This is a genomic window from Actinomadura litoris, assembly GCF_009733595.1.
Taxonomy (GTDB): Bacteria; Actinomycetota; Actinomycetes; order Streptosporangiales; family Streptosporangiaceae; genus Spirillospora; species Spirillospora litoris.
Map to the genome: position 1 here is coordinate 38,325 of NZ_WOFH01000006.1, position 18,637 is coordinate 56,961.

The window sequence follows — 18,637 nt, forward strand, 5'->3', positions numbered from 1 at the left end:
CCTTCGCGAATGGAGTTCCTTCCGTGGCACCGCACACCGACGGCACCGCGACCGACCCGCGCTACGGGCGCATCACCGCCGGCCCGCCCGAGGTGAGCGACGGCTTCCTCCGGGACGTCCTGCGGGACGGCTACGGGCTCGACTCCGTCACGCTCCGGCCGCTGGCGGGCGAGACCGACCGCAACACGCAGGTGACGGACGAGACCGGCGCACGCTATGTCCTGAAGGTCACCGGGCCGGGGGAGCGGCGGGCGGCGGAGTTCCAGACGGCGCTGCTCGACCACCTCGCGGCGCGCGACCTCGGGTTCGAGGTACCGCGCGTCGTCCCCGACCGGGACGGCGCGCGGGACCGGATCGTGGACGGGCTGCTCGTCCGGCTGCTGACGTTCGTGCCCGGCGCGCCGCTGGCCGAGGCGCCGCGCCGCTCGGCCGAACTGCTCGCCGACGTCGGCGCGGTCTCCGGACGGCTCGCCGCCGCGACCGCCGGGTTCACGCACCCGAGCCCGCCCGAGGCGCACTACTGGGAGTTCGCGCACGCGGGGACGGCGCTCGCCGACTCGCTGCCGCACGTCCAGGACCCGGCGCTGCGGGCCGCCGCCGCGCTGATCCAGGCCCGCTACCTCCCGCTGCTGGACGAACGGCTCGGCGGGCTGCCGGTCGCGGTCGTCCACCACGACCTGAACGTCTTCAACGTGCTGGTGCGCGCCGAGGGCAACCGCGCCCGCGTCTCCGGAGTGATCGACTTCGGTGACGCGGCGCCCGCCCCCCGGGTCGCCGACCTCGCGATCCTGCTGTCCAGCGCGATGCGCGGCGCGGACCGCCCGCTGGAGGTGGCGGCCACGCTCACCGCCGCCTACCACGGCGCGTGCCCGCTGTCGGAGGACGAGATCGACCTGCTGTTCCCGCTGGTCGCGATCCGCTCGGCGGCGGTCGCGGCGACCACCGCGCGGCTGTCGGCCGGACGCGCGCACGGCGACCCCCGGCACCGCTCCTCCGGCGCCGCCGACCTGGCCCGGCTGCTGGCCGGGGTCCCGGCGGAGGTGGGGGCGGCGGCCGTCCGCACGGCGTGCGGGCTGCCCGCCCACCCCGCCACCGCGACGGCCGCCGCCTGGCTCGCCGGGAACGCCGCCGCGATCACGCCGCCGGTCGCCGGCGCGCTCGCGCCGATCGACCTCGGCGCGAGCGGCGAGTGCTACGACGGCGCCGACCCCCGCGAGCCCGACGCCCTGCGCGCCGCCGCCCGCGCCGCGATCCTCGCCTTCGGGCCGGGGACGCCTGTCGGCCGCTACGCCGAACCCCGGTTCCTCGCGCCGCGGCGGCGCGGCGCCGACGTCACGCTCGGCGTCGAGGTGTTCGCCGCGTCCGGCACGCCGGTCCGGGCGCCGCTGGCCGGGCGGGTGGAGGCCGCCGAGCCGGCGCTGGTGCTGGTCCACGAGCCGGCCGAGGGCGTGCGCTTCCGCACCGTCCACTCCGGCGTGGCCACGCGCCTCGCCCCCGGCGACGACGTCGCGGCGGGCGGCGCGCTCGGCGAGGTCGCCGCCGCGACCGGTGACGGGCTGCCGCCGCGCGTGCGGATCCAGGTGACGGGCGCGCCCGTCGCGTCCTGGCCGGACGTCCCGCACCTGGCGCCCGGCGACGGCGCCGCGCTCTGGCGCGGGCTGTTCCCCGACCCGACCCCGCTGCTCGGCGCGCGGGACGCGGTCACCGCCTGGCGGCCCACCGCCGAACGCGCGCTGCCGAAGCGGCACCACCACCTGCCGAACAGCCACCCCACCTACTTCACCAACCCGATCGCGATGGTCCGCGCCCGCGACTGCCGGTTCTACGACGAGCACGGCCGCTCCTACCTGGACGCGCTGAACAACGTCACGCTGGTCGGGCACGGCCACCCCCGGCTCGTGGACGTCGCCGCGCGGCAGCTCGGCAGGCTGAACACCAACACCCGGTTCGTGTACGACGTGCTGTCGGAGTACGCCGAGCGGCTCACCGCGACGCTCCCCGACGGCCTCGACGTCGTCTACTTCGTCAACTCCGGCAGCGAGGCCAACGACCTCGCGCTGCGGATGTCGCGCTACCTCACCAAGCGCGACGACGTCGTGATCATCGACGACGCCTACCACGGCTACACGACGACGGTCGCCGACGTGAGCCCATCGCGCTACAAGCACTACGGCAAGCCCGACACCACCCACCCGACGCCCGTCCCCGACCGCTACCGGGGCCGCTACGGCTACGACGACCCGGAGGCGGGGGCGCACTACGCCCGGCACGTCATCGAGACCTTCGACCGGCTCGCCGCCGAGGGGCGCCCGCCCGCCGCCTACCTGTTCGAGGCGCTGCTGGCGGGCGGTGGCCAGGTCGTGCTGCCGCCCGGCTACCTGGCGCCGATCTTCGCCGCCGCGTCCCGGGCCGGCGCGATGACGATCGCCGACGAGGTCCAGGTCGGGTTCGGACGGCTCGGCGAGGCGTTCTGGGGCTTCCAGACGCAGGGCCCCGACGTCGTCCCGGACTTCGTGACGATGGGCAAGGCGATGGGCAACGGCTTCCCGGTGGCGGCGATGGTCACCACCCGCGAGATCTCGCAGGCGTTCGACGCCACCGGGAGGTTCTTCTCCACCTACGGCGGCAACCCGGTCGCCTGCGCGGTCGGCCTGGAACTGCTGAAGGTCGTCGAGGAGGAGGGCCTGCAACAGAACGCGCTGGAGACCGGCCAGTACCTGCGGGACGTGCTCGCCGCGCTCGCGCCCAAGCACGAGCTGATCGGCGACGTGCGCGGCCAGGGCTTCTACAGCGGCGTCGAGTTCGTGCTGGACCGCGAGACCAAGGAGCCCGCGTCGGAGGAGACCCTGCTCATCTGCGAGCGGCTGAAGGACCGCGGTGTCCTCGTCTACCCGACCGGGCCCGCGTGGAACATCCTCAAGCTGAAGCCGCCGCTGTCGTTCACCCGTGACCACGCGGACGAGTTCGCCGCCGCGTTGGACGCCGTTCTAGAGGAAGGCTGGTAAATGCCCGCAGCGGATCTGGTGTTGCTCGGCGGAAACGTCCTCACGCTGGACGGGGGGTCGCGCACCGCGACCGCCGTCGCGGTGGCGGGCGACCGGATCGTCGCGGTCGGCGACGACCGGGCCGTCCGGGAGTTCGTCGGCCCGGGCACCTCCACCGTCGACCTCGCCGGGAGCACGGTCGTCCCGGGCCTCAACGACGCGCACCTGCACCTGGCGATGTTCGGCCTGGCCGCGCTCGGCGCCGACCTGAACGGCGTCACCTCGCTCGCCGCGCTGCACGCCGAGCTGGCCGGGGCGGGCCCCGGGCCCGCCGGCAGCGACTGGGTGATCGGCGAGGGGTTCCGGGAGGCGAACATCCCCGAGTTCGACCCGGTCCCGCACCGCTCGCACCTCGACCCGGCGACCGGCGGCCGGCCGGCGCTGCTGCACCACGCCTCGCGGCACTCGGTGCTGGTCAACACCGTCGCGCTGGAGATCGCCGGGATCACCCGCGACACGCAGGACCCGCCGGGCGGGGTCATCGAGCGCGACCCCTCCGGCGAGCCGACCGGGCACCTGCTGGAGTCGGCGAAGGAGCTGGTCACCCGGCACGTCCCGGCGCACACCGAGCAGGACAGGCTGGACGCGATCGTCTCGGCGATGCGGGTGCTCAACTCCCTCGGCTTCACCAGCGCCACCGACCCGGTCGTGTGGCCCGAGCTGCTGCGCGACTACACGACGCTGCGCCGCGAGGGCCGGATGACGCTCCGGGTGAACACGCTGCTGCACTGGGACTGGCCGTCCACGTCCACGACGTCGGAGGGGCTGGCGCGGTCGCTGTCCTACGCGGGCCTGTCCACCGGCCTCGGCGACGACTGGCTGCGCGTCGGCGGCTGCAAGCTGTTCGCCGACGGCGTCCCCACCCAGTGCAGCGCGTGGCTGCACCACCCCTACCCCGAGGGCGGGACGGGCCACCTCGTCACGCACGGCGACGACGAGGACGCCCGCTACGAGGAGCTGATGCGCCTGATCGAGCTGGCGCACCGCAACCGGCTCCAGGCGCAGGTGCACGTCACCGGCGACCGCGCCGCCGACGCCGCGATCGACGGGTTCGCCCGCGCGCAGAAGGCCGACCCGTGGCCGGACGCGCGGCACGCCCTCATCCACGGCACGCTGCTCGCCGAGCACTCCTACGCGCGCATGGCCGAGCACGGCGTCGGCGTGATCACCAGCTCGCTGATGAAGTCCTACAGCGGCGCGTCGATGACCCGCTCGATCGGCGCGGACCGCTGGGCGCGCGCGTTCCCCGCAGGCGCCCTGCTCGCCGCCGGGGTGAAGGTCGCCGACAGCTCCGACGCGCCGGTCACCTTCCCCGACTGGCGGCGCGGCATGGCGACGTTCGTCGGCGCGGCCCCCGGGCCGTTCGCCGAGGTCCCGGAGGACCTGCGGCTCACCCGCGAGCAGGCGCTGCGGCTGTGGACGAGCGACGCCGCGCACTTCGAGCACGCCGACCACCACAAGGGTGTGATCGCCCCGGGCCACCTCGCCGACCTCGCCGTCCTGGACGGCGACCCGCTGACCGCGGAGATCGCCGAACTGCGGGAGCTGTCCACCACTCTCACCGTCGCCGGGGGAAGGATCGTTCATTCGGCCTGATCGATCACTCGCCGTGGGTCATATTGAAATGTGAATACGCCGGACGGGGTGTGAAATACCCCTCCCGATTGATCGGGACGGAGCGTTCTACGATGGTTTCGTGTCCCCTGGTGATCTGCTGATCGTCGAAGACGACCCCGAGATCGGCTCGGATCTCGTCGAGATACTGACCGAACAGGGATATGCGGCCACCTGGAGCCGGGCGGGCCGCCCCGCCGCGCGGGCGGTCCTGCACAGCCCGCCACAGATCGTCGTGGTCGACCTCGGGCTGCCCGACATGGACGGCGTGACGCTGTGCCGGTGGCTGCGCGACTCGGTCCCCGAGGTCGCGATCCTGGTGCTCACGGCGCGCACGCGCGAGCCCGAGGTCGTCATGGCGCTGGACGCGGGCGCCGACGACTACGTCACCAAGCCGTTCCGGCTCGGCGAACTGCTCGCGCGGCTGCGGGCGCTGCGGCGGCGCGGCCACCCGCGTCCGGGCATCGGCCTGGTGTCGGTCGGCGACCTGCGGCTGCACGTCGCCGCCCGGCGCGCGTTCGTCGGCGGGGCCGAGATGGCCCTGCGGCCCCGCGAGTTCGACCTGCTGTTCGCGCTGGTCGCGCGTGCCGGGCGGGACGTCTCGCGGGAGGAGTTGATGCGCGAGGTGTGGGGCGCGAACTGGTTCGGCGCCACCAAGACGCTGGACGTGCACGTCTGCGCCCTGCGCCGGCGGTTGTCCGCGCACGGCCACGATCCCGGCCGCATCTCCACCGTGCGCGGGCACGGCTACCGCTACGAGATCATCTGATCCCGGCGGGCGGTCAGGCCGAGGGCACGGGCCGGTCCGCCGCCGGCAGCATGAGCGTGAACACGACGGGCTCGGTGCTGCTGAGGTAGAGGCGCCCCCCTTCCGCGTGGGCCAGGGAGCGGGCGAGCGCGAGCCCGATCCGGTGCCGGGGGCCCTGCTCGGTGGCCTCGGACGGCGGGCGCCGCTGGAAGACGTCGTCGTCGGGGTCGGGCCCCGGCCCCTCGTCCATGACGTCGACGGCGAGCCCGGGGTCGGCGTGGTGGGCGGTCACGGTGATCGTCCCGGCGCCGTGCGCGAGCGCGTTGTCGATCAGGACGTCCAGGATCTGCGCCAGCGCGGCGGGCGCGGCCTGCACCGGCGGCAGCGGCGGCGAGGCGGCCAGCACGAGCCGCCGCCCGGCCGCGTCGGCGTCGGGCGCGCGGCGGGCGTGGACCTCGGCCAGCAGCGCGCCGACGTCGACCTGCTCGCGGGTGTGGTCCTCGCGGGCGAGCTGGAGCATCTCCTCGACGGTGTCGACCAGCGACCAGCCGCGCCCGACCGCCGTCCGGATCGCCGCGCGCGGGTCGTCGGCGCGGTGCAGCCCGGCCTCCAGGCCGAGCAGCAGCCGGGTCAGCGGCGTGCGGAGCTGGTGCGCGACGTCCGCGCTGAACAGCCGCTCGCGCGCCACGGTCTCCTCCAGGTTCCGCGCGGCCTCGGCGAGCTGCTCGACCGGCCGCGCGGCCCGGCCGGCGAGCCGGGACGCGGCGACGAGCGAGGGCAGGAGCAGCAGCAGCCCGCCGAGCACGATCAGCGCCCAGGCGCGCTCGGTGCGGTGCCGGACCCGGGCGTAGGGGACGCCGACGCGGACGACGGTGATCGACCCGTCCTGGTGCAGCAGCGGGGCCGTGGCGGTGAGCTGGCCGTCCTCGACGGCGTCGTGGATGCGGCCGTCCAGCGCCAGCGCGGCGGTCGCCGAGCTGGCCGGGCCGTCGCCGCCGAAGCGCGACCCGGTCGGCCCGTACAGCCCGACGACCGGCGACTTCACGCCGGGCCCGGCCATCCGCGGGAACGCCTCGACTGCCTCGCCGGAGGTGCCGGCCCCGGCCTGGGCGCCGGTTCCCGGCGAGGCGCCGGACGAGGCGCGGGGCGAGGGCCTTGGCCGGGTGCCGTGGCCCGGCACGTCGCTGGGCCCCCCGGGGACGGGCAGGGGGTCGGGCATGCTCTGCGGGCGGACGGTCTCCGGGTGGAAGGTCTGCGCCTCCTGCGCGAACTGGAGCCCCTGCGCGGCGCGGTCCAGGTTGGCCACGGCCTCGTCGCGGTAGAGCCGCTGGATGGTGAGCGTCAGCGGGACGGCCGAGACGACGATGGCGAGCGCCGTGCAGCCGATCAGCCATCCCAGCAGGTGGCGGCGCAGCGGGGCGCTCCGGTGGCGGGCCGGGCGCGGGGTGCGGTGGGGTGTCATCGGGTGCCCTGTCCAGGAGTGCGCGACGTCGTGTCCGCGCTGCGGGGTGGTGTCGCGGGTGTCGCCGGGGGCGGTGCCGGCCACGCGTCAGGCGCGGTCCGGCCGTCCGTCGAGCGCCCGCGCCGGGGCCGGGCGGCGCGACCGGTACACGACGTAGGGGCGGACGAGGTAACCGACCGGCGCGGCGAAGGCGTGCACCAGGCGGCTGAAGGGCCACAGCGCGAACAGTGCCATGCCCGTCAGCGTATGCACCTGGAAGACGAGCGGCGCGTCCCGCATCGCGTCGACGTTCGGGTCCAGCTCGAACAGGCTGCGGAACCAGATCGACACCCCGAGCCGGTAGTCGTAGTCGCCGGACGCGCTGCCCGCGAGCGTCGCGACCAGCCCCGCGACGAGCACGGTGACGAGCACGGGGTACAGGGCGCGGTCGCTGCGCGTGGAGGACTCCCGGACGGCGCGGGTGCTCAGCCGCCGCCAGATCAGGACCGACAGGCCCGCGACGGCGGCCGTCCCCGCGAGCCCGCCGACCAGCAGCGCGTTGGCGCGGTAGGCCGACTCGGGGACGCGCAGCGCCTCGGTCAGGCTCTCGGGGACGATCAGCCCGATCACGTGGCCGCCGATGACCAGCAGCAGCCCGATGTGGAACATCGGGCTCGCGACCCGCAGCAGCCTGCTCTCGTGGAGCTGGCTGGACCGCGTGGTGATCCCGAACCTGTCGTACTGGTAGCGCCAGGCGCTGCCCGCGAGGAACAGGACGAGCACGAGGTAGGGCAGGACGCCCCACAGGGCGATGTGCAGGTGTCTCATCGTCGATGTCCTTCCACGCCCACCGTCTCGGTGGGGGGTCCTGACCGCGCGAGCGCGCGGGCCGCCTCCCGGTCGCGGGGGCTCGCGCCCGGGAGGGTGGAGCACACGGCCCCGATGACCGCCTCGTAGCCGCTGCCGGCGTCGCGCAGCGCGAGGCGCAGCAGCTCCAGGCCGGGCCGGTGCGCGGCGAGCAGCTCGCTCCCCGCGTCCGGGACGCGCGCCGCGAACTCCAGCATGACCGGCAGGAAGTCGGGCAGCTCGGCGTCCTCGTGGTTCCAGCCGTGCCGCCGGTAGAGGGCCTTCATCCCGGCGAGCCGCGCGCCGCGGGCGCGGGTGTCGCCGTCGGTGTAGTAGGTCAGGTGCAGGGTGCGGCGGCGGTCGCGGTCGAAGGTCGCGACGTAGCGGGCGCCGAGCTCCAGCGGCGGGACGTCCGCGACGTCCGCGCAGAACCGGGCGAGCGCGGCGGGCGCCGGGCCCCGCGCGCCCGCCAGCGAGCCGGCGACGAGGTCGAGCGTCGCGGGCCAGTCCGCGTCCGGGTAGGACAGCAGCAGCGAGGCCGCCTGCCGGACGAGCCGGACCGTCACGACTCCTCCCCGGCGGCGCGCGGCGGGAACAGCCCGGCGGGCCTGCCGTGACCGTTCCAGTTCAGCAGGTTGACGCGGCGCGGCCCGTCGCCGTCGCCCTCGCCCGCCGCGCTCGACGGCGCGGGCACGAGCGGCGGCGCGTGGAACGCCTCGCCCGCGGCGTCGCCGTCCATCATCCCCGGGCCGCCGGGGCCCTCCAGGCTGCACCCGTGGTCGGCGTGCCCGGTGAACGAGCCGCCGCTGTAGGCCGTCGGGATGACGTAGCGCTCGTCGTACTTGGCCAGCGCCAGCAGCCGGTACATGGCCCGCATCTGGTCGGTGTCCATCCCGACGCTCCCGGCGATCGACGGGTCCTCGGGCTCGCCGAGGTTGACGCGGCGCATGTGCGCCCGCATCGCCGCGAGCTTGCGCAGCGACGCCCGCACCGGCTCCTCGTCCCCGGCGGTGAACAGCTCCGCGAGGTAGGACACCGGGATCCGCAGCGACTCGATCGCGCCGAACAGGTTGCCCGCGTCCTCGCCGTCGTTGCCGGTCTCGGCGAGCGCGTCCACGATCGGCGACAGCGGCGGGATGTACCAGACCATCGGCATCGTCCGGTACTCCGGGTGCAGCGGCAGCGCGACCCTGTACTTGTTGATCAGCGCGTGCACCGGCGAGCGCCGCGCGGCGGTGACCCAGTCGTGCGGGACGCCGGACGCCTCGGCCGCCGCCGCGACCTGCGGGTCGTCGGGGTCGAGGAAGCAGCCGAGCTGCGCCTCGTAGAGGTCCCGGTCGTCCTCGACCGAGGCGGCCTCGCCGACCCGGTCGGGGTCGTAGAGGATCACGCCGAGGTAGCGCAGCCGCCCGACGCAGGTCTCCGAGCAGACCGTCGGCTCGCCCGCCTCGATGCGCGGGTAGCACAGCGTGCACTTCTCGGCCTTGCCGGTGCGGTGGTTGAAGTAGATCTTCTTGTAGGGGCAGCCGGACACGCACATCCGCCAGCCCCGGCACCGGTCCTGGTCGACCAGCACGATGCCGTCCTCGATCCGCTTGTACAGCGCGCCGGACGGGCAGGCCGCCACGCACGAGGGGTTCAGGCAGTGCTCGCAGATGCGCGGCAGGTAGAACATGAACGACTGCTCGTACTCCAGCTTGATGCCGTCGCCGATCTTGCGGAGCATCGGGTCGTTCGCGACGTGCGCGGGGCCGCCGCCGAGGTCGTCGTCCCAGTTGGGGCCCCACTCCACCGAGGTGGGCCTGCCGTCGATGAGCGAGCGCGGCGCCGCCGTCGGGACGTCGTCGCCGAGCGGCGCGTCGGTCAGCGTGGCGTAGTCGTAGGTCCAGGGCTCGTAGTAGTCGTTCAGCTCGGGCAGGTCGGGGTTGGCGAAGATGCCCGAGAGCCGCCGGAACCGTCCGCCCGCGCGGGGGACGAGCCTGCCGCGCCGGTTGAGCGTCCACCCGCCGTTCCAGCGGTCCTGGTCCTCGTAGCCGCGCGGGTAGCCCTGGCCGGGCCGGGTCTCGACGTTGTTGAACCAGACGTACTCGGTGCCGGGACGGTTCGTCCAGGTCTGCTTGCACGTCACCGAGCAGGTGTGGCAGCCGATGCACTTGTCGAGGTTCATCACCATGGCGACCTGCGCCATCACGCGGCGCGGGGCGGCCTTCCCGCGGCCGTTCGCGGCGCCGCCCTTCTTGCGGAGACTCGGTCGGGCCATCAGTACTGGACCTCCTGGGAACGGCGCCGGATCACGGTGACGGCGTCGCGCTGGTTGCCGGTCGGGCCGTGGTAGTTGGGGGCGAACGACTGCTGGGCGTAGCCGCCGATGAGGTGCGTCGGCTTGATGAGCAGCTTGGTCAGCGCGTTGTGGACGCCGCCCCGGCGTCCGGTGGCGGTCGAGCGGGGCACGTTCACCAGCCGCTCCTGCACGTGGTACATGAACACGGTGCCCGGCGGCATGCGGTGCGAGACGATCGCGCGGGCGACGACCACGCCGTTGACGTTGACCGCCTCGATCCAGTCGTTGTCGGCGACGCCCGCGGCCGCCGCGTCCTGGACGCTCATCCAGATCACGGGCCCGCCCCGGGCGAGCGTCTGCATCAGCAGGTTCTCCTGGTACTCCGAGTGGATCGACCACTTGGAGTGCGGCGTGAGGTAGCGGACCGTCACCGCGCGTCCGTCGCCGTTGCCGTTCGCGTCGCCGTCGCCCAGCGCGGCGGCGGCCCGGCCCTCGCCGAGCGCGGCCATGTCCAGCGGCGGGCGGTAGATCGGGAGCTGCTCGCCGAACTCGATCATCCAGTCGTGGTCGAGGAAGAAGTGCTGCCGCCCGGTCAGCGTGTGCCAGGGCTTGCGGTGCTCGACGTTGATCGTGAACGGTGAGTAGCGGCGGTCGGTCGCCTCCTTGCCCGACCACTCGAAGCTCGTCGAGACCTGGACGGGGCGGTCCTGGGTGTCGGAGAACACCACCCGGCGCTCGGCGACGGACGCGCCCAGCTCCGCCAGCCCGGAGCCGTCGCCGCACCGTCCGGCCAGGTTCGTGAAGCCCTCGGCCGCGATCCGCCCGTTGCAGGTGCCCGACAGCGCCAGCACGGCCTCGCACAGCCGGACGTCGGTGTCGAGCAGCGGGCGCCCGCGCGCCGCGCCGCCGGTCGCGGTGCCGCAGCGGGAGGCGAGCCACGCGTCCTCCTGGGCGGCCTGCACGTGGACGCCCTTGACCAGCATCCCCGCGTCGCGCGGCAGCGGGCCGAGCGCGGCGAGCCGGTCGGCGACCGCGGTGTAGTCGCGTTCCACGAGCGTGATCGCGGGGAGGTTGCGGCCGGGGCGCGCGGGATGGCCCTCGCGCCAGTCGGGGACCGTTCCGCCGGGCTGGGCGGTCTCCCCGGGGGTGTCGTGCTGGAGCGCGGTCGCGACCAGGTCGTGGGCGACGTCCAGCCGCCCCCGCGCCAGCTCCGACAGCCTCCGCGCGAGCCCGTGGAAGATCTCGAAGTCCGTCCTGGCCTGCCAGGGCGGGTTGATCGCCGGGGAGAACGCGTGCACGTAGGGGTGCATGTCGGTGCTGGACAGGTCGTGCTTCTCATACCACGTCGCCGCCGGGAGCACGAGGTCGGCGAACAGCGTGGTGGAGGTCATCCGGAAGTCCAGCGCCATCAGCAGGTCGAGCTTGCCGCGCGGCCCCTCCCGCCAGGCCACCTCGTTCGGCCGGGCGCCGGGCGGCGCCTCCTCGGCGGTCGCGTTGTCCTGCGCGCCGAGCAGGTGCCGCAGGAAGTACTCGTTGCCCTTGGCGGACGAGCCGATCAGGTTCGCGCGCCACACCGTCAGCACGCGCGGCCAGTTCTCGGGGGCGTCGGGGTCCTCGACCGCGAAGCCGAGCCGCCCGTCCTGGACGCGCTCGGCGACCCAGTCGGCCGGGTCGCCGCCCGCCTCGCGCGCGGCGCGGCCGAGGTCCAGCGGGTTCGCGGTGAACGTCGGGTAGGACGGCATCCAGCCCAGCCGGGACGACTGCGCCACCAGGTCGGCGGTGTGCCGCCCGGCGAACAGGCCGGGTCCGGTGGGCGACGACAGCGCCCCCGCCGAGAAGCCCTCGTAGCGCCACTGCCCGGTGTGCGTGTACCAGTACGGCGTGCCCGCCATCTGCCGGGACGGCCGGACCCAGTCGGCCGCCGTCGAGAGCTGCTGCCAGCCCGCGAGCGGCCGCACCTTCTCCTGCCCGACGTAGTGCGCCCAGCCGCCGCCGTTCACGCCCTGGCAGCCGGTGAGCAGCAGCAGCGACAGGAACGAGCGGTAGATCGTGTCGGAGTGGTACCAGTGGTTGGTGCCCGCGCCCATCACGATCATCGAGCGCCCCCGGGTGCGCTCGGCGTTGTCCGCGAACTCCCGCGCGATCGCGGCGACGCGCGCGGCGGGCACACCGGTGATCTCCTCCTGCCAGGCGGGTGTGCACGGGACGCGCGGGTCCTCGTAGCCGGCGGGCCACTCCCCGGGCAGCCCGGGGCGGTCCACCCCGTGCTGGGCGAGGAGCAGGTCGAACACGGTGGTCACGGTGCGCCCGCCCACCCGGAGTACGGGCACACCGCGACGCACCGCGCCACCACCGGCGGTCTGGTCGGCGTCCGCCGCCCCGTCGCCGTTCGCGCCCGCGGCGGGCGCCCCGGCGGCCTCGGTGTCGAAGCGGGGCAGCAGCACCTCGGCGCTCCGCGCGCCGTCGGAGTACAGGGTCAGCAGCGGGTCGAGGTCGCCGAGGTCGAGGTTCCAGCGGCCCTCGCCCTCCGGCCCCCAGCGGTCGGCGAGCGTGCCGTTCGGGGCGGCGGGGGCGCCGGTCCGCGCGTCCATCAGCACCGGCTGCCACTGCCGGTCGCCGGGCGCCGCCGCCGTCTCCAGCCCGATGTCGGCCGCCGTCACGAACTTGCCGGGCACGAACGCGCCGTCCTTCTCCCGCAACTCCACGAGGAAAGGGAGGTCGGTGAAACGCTTCACATATCCATCGAAATAGGGTGTGGTGCGGTCCACGAAATGCTCGCGCAGGATGACATGGCCCATCGCCATGGCGAGCGCGCCGTCGGTTCCGGGGTGCGGATGCATCCACTCGTCGGCGAACTTCGTGGCGTCGGAATAGTCGGGCGAGACCACCACGACCTTCTGCCCGCGATAACGCGCCTCGGTCATCCAATGCGCGTCGGGGGTGCGCGTCACCGGGACGTTGGAACCCCACAGCAGCAGGTATCCCGCGTCCCACCAGTCGGCCGACTCGGGGACGTCGGTCTGGTCGCCGAACACCTGCGGCGAGGCCACCGGGAGGTCGGCGTACCAGTCGTAGAACGACAGCATCGGCGCGCCGATCAGCGACATGAACCGGGCGCCGACCGCGTGCGAGGCCATCGACATCGCCGGGATGGGGGAGAAGCCCGCCACCCGGTCCGGGCCGTGGTTCTTGATCGTGTGGACGTGCGCGGCGGCGGCGATCTCCAGCGCCTCGTCCCAGCCGACGCGCACCAGCCCGCCCCGGCCCCGCGCCGACTGGTAGCGGCGCCGCCGCTCCGGGTCGTCGACGATGTCGGCCCAGGCGGCGACGGGGTCGCCGAGGCGCCGCCTGGCCTCCCGGTACATCTCGACCAGTACCCCCCGCGCGTGCGGGTAGCGCACCCGCGTGGGCGAGTAGGTGTACCAGGAGAAGGACGCCCCGCGCGGGCAGCCGCGCGGCTCGTACTCCGGGCGGTCGGGCCCGACGCTCGGGTAGTCGGTCTGCTGCGTCTCCCAGGTGATCAGACCGTCCTTGACGTACACCTTCCACGAGCAGGACCCGGTGCAGTTGACCCCGTGCGTGGAACGCACCACCTTGTCGTGCGCCCAGCGCTCCCGGTACGGCGCGTCGTTGACCTTCTGGTCGTCGCGGTACACGAAGCGGAGATCGGCGGCGGTCCGCGCGGGACGCAGCAGCCGGCCCGCTCTCAGCAGCCGCTCCTCCGCTTCCGCCGCCACCTGCCCGGCACGTTCACGGCCTCCACGAAGAACCACGGCACACTCCTTCACAAGCGCACGCCGGCGTACCGGCCGAACCGGCCCCCGAGAAATCTCACGCTCCTTGACCATAGGAGTCAATGCTCTTTGCCATTCGCTAACCTAAATTCCTCGCACCGGGATCTCGGGCCCGGCCGGGCGGCGCAACCCGAATATAGAAAAACCCCGTGCTCCCGTGCGGGGAAAATCAGACGTCGGGGGCCTCCGGGGGGCACGGACGATCCAACCGATAATCCGCCGACATAGAACGCGAAACGCACGGGCCCCGCCGGCCGGCCGGGCCGAACCCGCGCGCCGCGCCGGGACGCGCGGGCCGTTCGGCTCGGGGGCGGGCGCGCCGCCCCTGGCGCAGCCCCTTGCGCCGCCGCCCCGCACGGCCCCCGCGCCGCGCGTGCGCCCGGCGGGGAGGAGGTTGGTCCACGGTGTTTCGTTTGGCGCAACCGGTAATCTTGGGCCATGGGGGCCGCGATGGTGGTGGAGCACCTGGTTCCGGACGGTTTGTGGGAGGCGTTCCAGCGCGTGGCGCCGCCCGCGCCGACGCGTCCGCAGGGGGGCGGGCGGCGGCGCGCCTCCGAGCGGGACGTGCTCGCGGCGATCGTCCTCGCGGCCACGACCGGTTGCACCTGGCGGCGGGTGCCGCCCGTCTTCGGGGCGTCGTGGCAGACGATCTACCGGTGGTTCGCCTGCTGGAGCGACTCCGGCGTGTGGGACCGGCTCTACCGTGCCGTGTCGGAGGACGGCGGCGCGCCGGAGTGGGCGCGGTTCGCGGCGGAGGCCGTCCTCGCCCGCGCCAAACAAAACACCTCGGGGGACGAAGCGGCCAATCCTGAAACGGTTAACGCTGCGCGGTGATCGGTGCACCGCGCTCCGTCGCGATCGGCGACGGAATGGGAACGCCGCACTTCATAGGGGGCACCCGATGGTCAAAATTTCAACCCCGGGCTCGGATCGCCGCGCTTTCGGCTGGCCGCTTCTCCTTGAACGGCGCGCCCGCTATCCCGAATCTTTCAAGATCACTCCGGTTCGGCTAGCGTGACGGCACGCCTGAAGATCTTGGTCCCACGGCCATTGATATCACAGGGTGACCGTGTGATCACGAACTGAATGACGGTAGTTCGCCGTCGGAAGGTATGGATTTGTGGGCGCGCCTACCGCCAGAACCGCTCGCGCGCGCCCATGCGAGCCGCCGACAGCCGCAGCCAAGTTGTCTCAGAGGGGTGTAAGCGTGGATCAGGCATCAGGCAGTTCGGTTACGGGGGAAGTCCAGACCGAGGTCGTGCCCGCCAGAAGCCGCGGGTCGATGGTCGTCTCCGTCTCCATTCTCGATCTTCGGCCGGGGGACTCCCCGCGCCTCAGGGGTGAGGACAAGGCGCACGTCATGCGGCTGGCCGAGACCGAGGGGCCGCTCCCGCCCATTTTGGTCGATCGGCGCACGATGCGCGTGATCGACGGCGTCCACCGGCTGATGGCCGCGTCGCTGCGGGGGCAGGAGACGATCGAGGTCGAGTTCTTCGACGGCAGCCCGGAGGACGCGTTCGTCCTCGGCGTCGAGGCCAACGTCCGGCACGGCCTGCCGCTCTCCCAGGCCGACCGGCACGCGGCGGCGCTGCGGATCCTGATGTCGCAGCCCGACATGTCCGACCGCGCGATCGCCAAGACGACCGGGCTCGGCACGCGGGTCGTGGCCGAGATGCGCCGATCGACCGATGCCGTGCCGCAGTTGAACACCCGCGTCGGACGGGACGGGCGGGTACGCCCCCTCAACGGAGGGGAGGGGCGCCGCCGGGCCGCCGAGCTGATGCGGGAGAACCCGCGGACCTCGTTGCGCCAGGTCGCGCGGATCGCCGGGGTCTCGCCCGCGACGGCGCTCGACGTGCGCAGGCGGCTGGAGCGCGGCGAGGAGCCGGTGCCCGCCGGGCGCTCGGCGCCCGCCCCCGGGTCGTCGGCCGCCTCGTCCACGCCGACGCCCTCGGCGCCGCCGAAGAAGCCGAAGCGCTCCTTCGACCGCGACGTCGAGGCGGTGAAGGTGGGCGAGGTGCGCGCGGCGCCCTCGACGGTGGCGCTGGAGAAGCTGCTGCGCGACCCCTCGCTGCGCCACAGCGAGCAGGGCCGGCGGCTGCTGCGGATGCTGAAGGAGAACGCGGCGGGCGCGACGAACATGACCGATTTCGTGGCGTCTGTGCCCTCCCACTGCCTGACGCTCGCGATGCAGATAGCCCGGCAGAACTCGCAGATGTGGCTCGAATTCGCACGGGAACTCGATATGCGGGCGAAGATATCCGACCCGTGGCTGCTCGGGCGGCAGACCGCGCAGTGACATGAGCGCGACCGATGGCGCCCGCCGGACATTCCGGTGGGCGTCGTCGCACTTCACGGCCATGCCATCGGGCGCGGGCGCGGAGAACATGGACGCTCTTCGCCTAGATCATCTACGTTCTCCCGTGTTCCCCGGCGCGGGGACGCGATTCGAGGGGACGCGACCATGCGCGATTCCGCCGTCGACCACACCGCTCGCGGGGCCGTGCCCGGCATCGCGGCGGACCGTCCCGAAACGGGGGACGCCGAAACGGCGTTTCCCGAACTCGGCCGCGAGGACGTGGAGCGCGCCGCGCGGCTGCTCGCCGGGCAGATCTGGCGGACTCCGGTCGTGCGGAGCGAGGCGCTCGACGCCGCCGCCGGGGCGCGGCTCTGGCTGAAGGCCGAGAACCTCCAGCGCGGCGGGTCCTTCAAGGTGCGCGGCGCGTCGCTGGCCGTCGCGCGGCTGGCGGCGGAGGGCAGCCGGGGCGTGCTCGCGCAGAGCACCGGCAACCACGCCATCTCGGTGGCGCTCGCCGCGCGCCGCCGGGGCCTGCCGGCGACGGTCGTCCTGCCGGAGGACGCGGCGCCCGGCAAGGTCGCGCGGCTCCGCGAGATCGGCGCCCGCGTCGTGACGGCCGGGACCACGCTCGCGGAGCGGATCGCCGCCGTCCACGACCTGCGGGAGCGGCACGGCTACGACGTGGTCGACCCCTACGAGGACCCGCGCGTGGTGGCCGGGCAGGGCACCGCGACCGCCGAGCTGGTCGAGCAGGTGGAGCGCGAGGGCGGCCGCCTGGACGCCGTCGTCGTGCCGGTCGGCGGCGGCAGCGCGGTCGCCGGCGCCTGCCTCGCCACGTCCGGGACCGGGATCGCGGTGGTCGGCGCGGAACCGGCGGCGGTGCCCGCGCTCGCCGCCGCGCTGGAGGCGGGCGGGCCCGTCACCGTCCCGGTGGGCCCGACGATCGCCGACGGGCTGCGCCCCGACCGGATCGGCGCGCTGCCCTTCCGGACGGCGCGCGCGTCGGTCTCTCGGGTCGTCGCCGTGCCGGAGGCCGCGATCGGCGCCGCGCTGCGCGCCGCCCTGCTGCACGCCCGGCTGCTGGTCGAACCCGCCGCGGCGACCGCGCTCGCCGCGGCGCTCGACCTGGCCCCCTCGCTCGGCGCCGACGTCGGGGTGCTGCTGAGCGGCGGCAACGTCGAGGAGGGCCTGCTGGTCTCGCTGCTGGCGGGCGCGGTCGCGGGCGGGTGACCCGAGAACCGGCCGGATGTCGGGCCGGGTCAGCCGGCGGCCTTGGGGAAGCGGAGGATGCGGTCGTCGGTCCCGGCGGGGCTGCCCCGGCCGTCGCGGTTGCTCGTCGTCACCCAGAGCCAGCCGTCCGGGCCCAGCTCGACCGTGCGCAGCCGCCCGTAGGTGCCCTGGAGCACCGCCGTGGGCGTGCCGGACGAGCCGCCCTTGCCGTCGAGGGGGACCGTCCACAGGCGACGGCCGCCGAGGGCGGCGGTGTAGAGGGTGTCGCCGACGACGGCGGTGCCGCTGGGCGAGGCCTCCCTCGTCCGCCAGGTGGCGATGGGATCGATGTAGTTCGACCCGCCGCCGGTGCCCTCGACGTTCGGCCAGCCGTAGTTGCCTCCGGGCGTGATGTGGTTGACCTCGTCCCAGGTGTCCTGGCCGAACTCGCTGGCGTACATCCCGCCGGCGCCCCACGCGAACCCCTGCACGTTGCGGTGCCCGAGCGAATAGACGACCGAGTTCGGGGCCGGGTTGCCGGGCGCGGGCTTGCCCTCCGCCGTCATCCGAAGGATCTTCCCGTTCGGGCTGGACGCGTTCTGCGCGTTGGGCTTCGTCCCGGCGTCACCGGTGCTCGCGTACAGGAACCCGTCGGGGCCGAAGTGGATCCGCCCGCCGTCGTGGAAGGAGTTCTTCGCGATGCCGGAGAACACCACTTCCTGCTGGGGCGAGGCGGCGAGCTTGAACCGGACGATCCGGTTGTCGGTCGAGGAGGTGTAGTAGGCGTAGACGTAGCCGTCCTTCGCGTAGTCGGGCGAGACCGCGAGGCCGAGCAGGCCGCCCTCGCCCGTGGACGCGACGCCCGACAGCTTCGCCACCTCGGTCGGCGTCGTCGAGCCGGAGGTCACCTTGAGGATGCGGGCGGTCGTCCGCTCCGAGACCAGCGCGCTGCCGTCGGGCAGGAACGCGAGGCCCCACGGCACCGTGAGGTTCGTCGCGGCGGTCTGCGGCTTGGAGAAGTCGAACGCGGGATTGGCCCGCGCGGCTTTGTGGGGGGAGACCTGCGGCGTCGCCGACGCCGGTGCCGCGACCAGGGACGCGGCGGTGAAGACCGCGATCGGGAAGGCCATCGCGCGTGTTTTCCGGGGCATTTTCCACTCCATGTCGCTTGGTGCTGCCGGTTGCCCCCGGTTACGCCTCCGCAGTGGCGAAATGATCGGATCCAGATCACTCCGTATCGCCTTGTAACGTACCTGTCCCACTGTCCGCTGTGAAGGTTCGATTTTTCACCTTTAACAGCAAGGCCCCTCAAATGAATCAGAAACGACCGCGATGACCAGCGTCATCAACCGTGCCTTGGC

General features: G+C 73.9%; 12 protein-coding genes. 6 read left to right on the forward strand and 6 right to left on the reverse strand.

Translation table 11 applies throughout. The features are described 5' to 3' along the window. Nucleotides 1-23 precede the first annotated feature (23 nt). From GNZ18_RS17935 to GNZ18_RS17945, 3 genes are all read left to right on the forward strand, one after another. Nucleotides 24-3,005 (forward strand): aminotransferase class III-fold pyridoxal phosphate-dependent enzyme, encoded by a 2,982-nt coding sequence (locus GNZ18_RS17935; RefSeq protein WP_173390807.1) that lies wholly within the window; start codon nt 24-26, stop codon nt 3,003-3,005. Then, nucleotides 3,006-4,640 (forward strand): amidohydrolase, encoded by a 1,635-nt coding sequence (locus GNZ18_RS17940; protein ID WP_156217668.1) that lies wholly within the window; start codon nt 3,006-3,008, stop codon nt 4,638-4,640. It begins immediately after the preceding gene. 100 nt (nt 4,641-4,740) lie between these two features. Beyond that, a complete protein-coding gene (locus GNZ18_RS17945) occupies nt 4,741-5,427 on the forward strand; it encodes a response regulator transcription factor (protein WP_214617088.1) in 687 nt (228 codons plus the stop codon). Between the two features lie 13 nt (nt 5,428-5,440). Here the strand turns inward: GNZ18_RS17945 and GNZ18_RS17950 are convergent, their stop codons facing one another. The 5 genes from GNZ18_RS17950 to GNZ18_RS17970 are packed head-to-tail and all read right to left on the reverse strand — an operon-like array spanning nt 5,441 to nt 13,711. Further along, nucleotides 5,441-6,952 (reverse strand): sensor histidine kinase, encoded by a 1,512-nt coding sequence (locus tag GNZ18_RS17950; protein ID WP_156217669.1) that lies wholly within the window; start codon nt 6,950-6,952, stop codon nt 5,441-5,443. Nucleotides 6,953-6,955: 3 nt separating this feature from the next. After that, complete coding sequence (gene narI / locus GNZ18_RS17955) at nt 6,956-7,675, reverse strand: respiratory nitrate reductase subunit gamma (RefSeq protein WP_156217670.1); 720 nt, start codon at nt 7,673-7,675, stop codon at nt 6,956-6,958. After that, nucleotides 7,672-8,259 carry a nitrate reductase molybdenum cofactor assembly chaperone gene (gene narJ, locus GNZ18_RS17960; RefSeq protein WP_214617086.1) on the reverse strand — a complete coding sequence of 196 codons (588 nt, stop codon included), beginning with the start codon at nt 8,257-8,259 and terminating at the stop codon, nt 7,672-7,674. Before narJ ends, narI begins: the two co-directional genes overlap by 4 nt. Continuing rightward, nucleotides 8,256-9,953, reverse strand: a complete 1,698-nt coding sequence (gene narH / locus GNZ18_RS17965) for a nitrate reductase subunit beta (RefSeq protein WP_216651345.1) — start codon at nt 9,951-9,953, stop codon at nt 8,256-8,258. The genes narJ and narH overlap by 4 nt, the downstream gene beginning before the upstream one ends. Then, entirely contained in the window at nt 9,953-13,711 is a 3,759-nt protein-coding gene (locus tag GNZ18_RS17970) for a nitrate reductase subunit alpha (RefSeq protein ID WP_376766274.1), read from the reverse strand. Before GNZ18_RS17970 ends, narH begins: the two co-directional genes overlap by 1 nt. 495 nt (nt 13,712-14,206) lie before the next feature. On the opposite strand from GNZ18_RS17970, the gene GNZ18_RS17975 reads away from it, so the two are divergent. From GNZ18_RS17975 to GNZ18_RS17985, 3 genes are all read left to right on the forward strand, one after another. Beyond that, the gene (locus GNZ18_RS17975; protein WP_156217672.1) at nt 14,207-14,602 is read left to right on the forward strand and encodes a transposase; all 396 of its coding nucleotides are present in this window, start codon (nt 14,207-14,209) and stop codon (nt 14,600-14,602) included. A gap of 424 nt (nt 14,603-15,026) precedes the next feature. Further along, nucleotides 15,027-16,067 (forward strand): ParB/RepB/Spo0J family partition protein, encoded by a 1,041-nt coding sequence (locus GNZ18_RS17980; RefSeq protein ID WP_216651346.1) that lies wholly within the window; start codon nt 15,027-15,029, stop codon nt 16,065-16,067. A gap of 165 nt (nt 16,068-16,232) precedes the next feature. Continuing rightward, on the forward strand, nt 16,233-17,297 hold the full coding sequence (locus tag GNZ18_RS17985) for a threonine ammonia-lyase (protein ID WP_156217673.1): 1,065 nt from the start codon (nt 16,233-16,235) through the stop codon (nt 17,295-17,297). Between the two features lie 29 nt (nt 17,298-17,326). Here GNZ18_RS17985 and GNZ18_RS17990 read toward each other — a convergent pair whose 3' ends face one another. Continuing rightward, complete coding sequence (locus GNZ18_RS17990) at nt 17,327-18,427, reverse strand: PQQ-dependent sugar dehydrogenase (protein WP_156217674.1); 1,101 nt, start codon at nt 18,425-18,427, stop codon at nt 17,327-17,329. Nucleotides 18,428-18,637 lie beyond the last annotated feature (210 nt).

Excerpts from the sequence above, each read along its gene's own strand:
- GNZ18_RS17985 (WP_156217673.1), top strand. The coding sequence starts at position 16,233 with ATGCGCGATTCCGCCGTCGACCACACCGCTCGCGGGGCCGTGCCCGGC.
- GNZ18_RS17940 (WP_156217668.1), top strand. The coding sequence starts at position 3,006 with ATGCCCGCAGCGGATCTGGTGTTGCTCGGCGGAAACGTCCTCACGCTG.
- GNZ18_RS17975 (WP_156217672.1), top strand. The coding sequence starts at position 14,207 with ATGGGGGCCGCGATGGTGGTGGAGCACCTGGTTCCGGACGGTTTGTGG.
- GNZ18_RS17990 (WP_156217674.1), bottom strand. The coding sequence starts at position 18,427 with ATGCCCCGGAAAACACGCGCGATGGCCTTCCCGATCGCGGTCTTCACC.
- narI (WP_156217670.1), bottom strand. The coding sequence starts at position 7,675 with ATGAGACACCTGCACATCGCCCTGTGGGGCGTCCTGCCCTACCTCGTG.
- narH (WP_216651345.1), bottom strand. The coding sequence starts at position 9,953 with ATGGCCCGACCGAGTCTCCGCAAGAAGGGCGGCGCCGCGAACGGCCGC.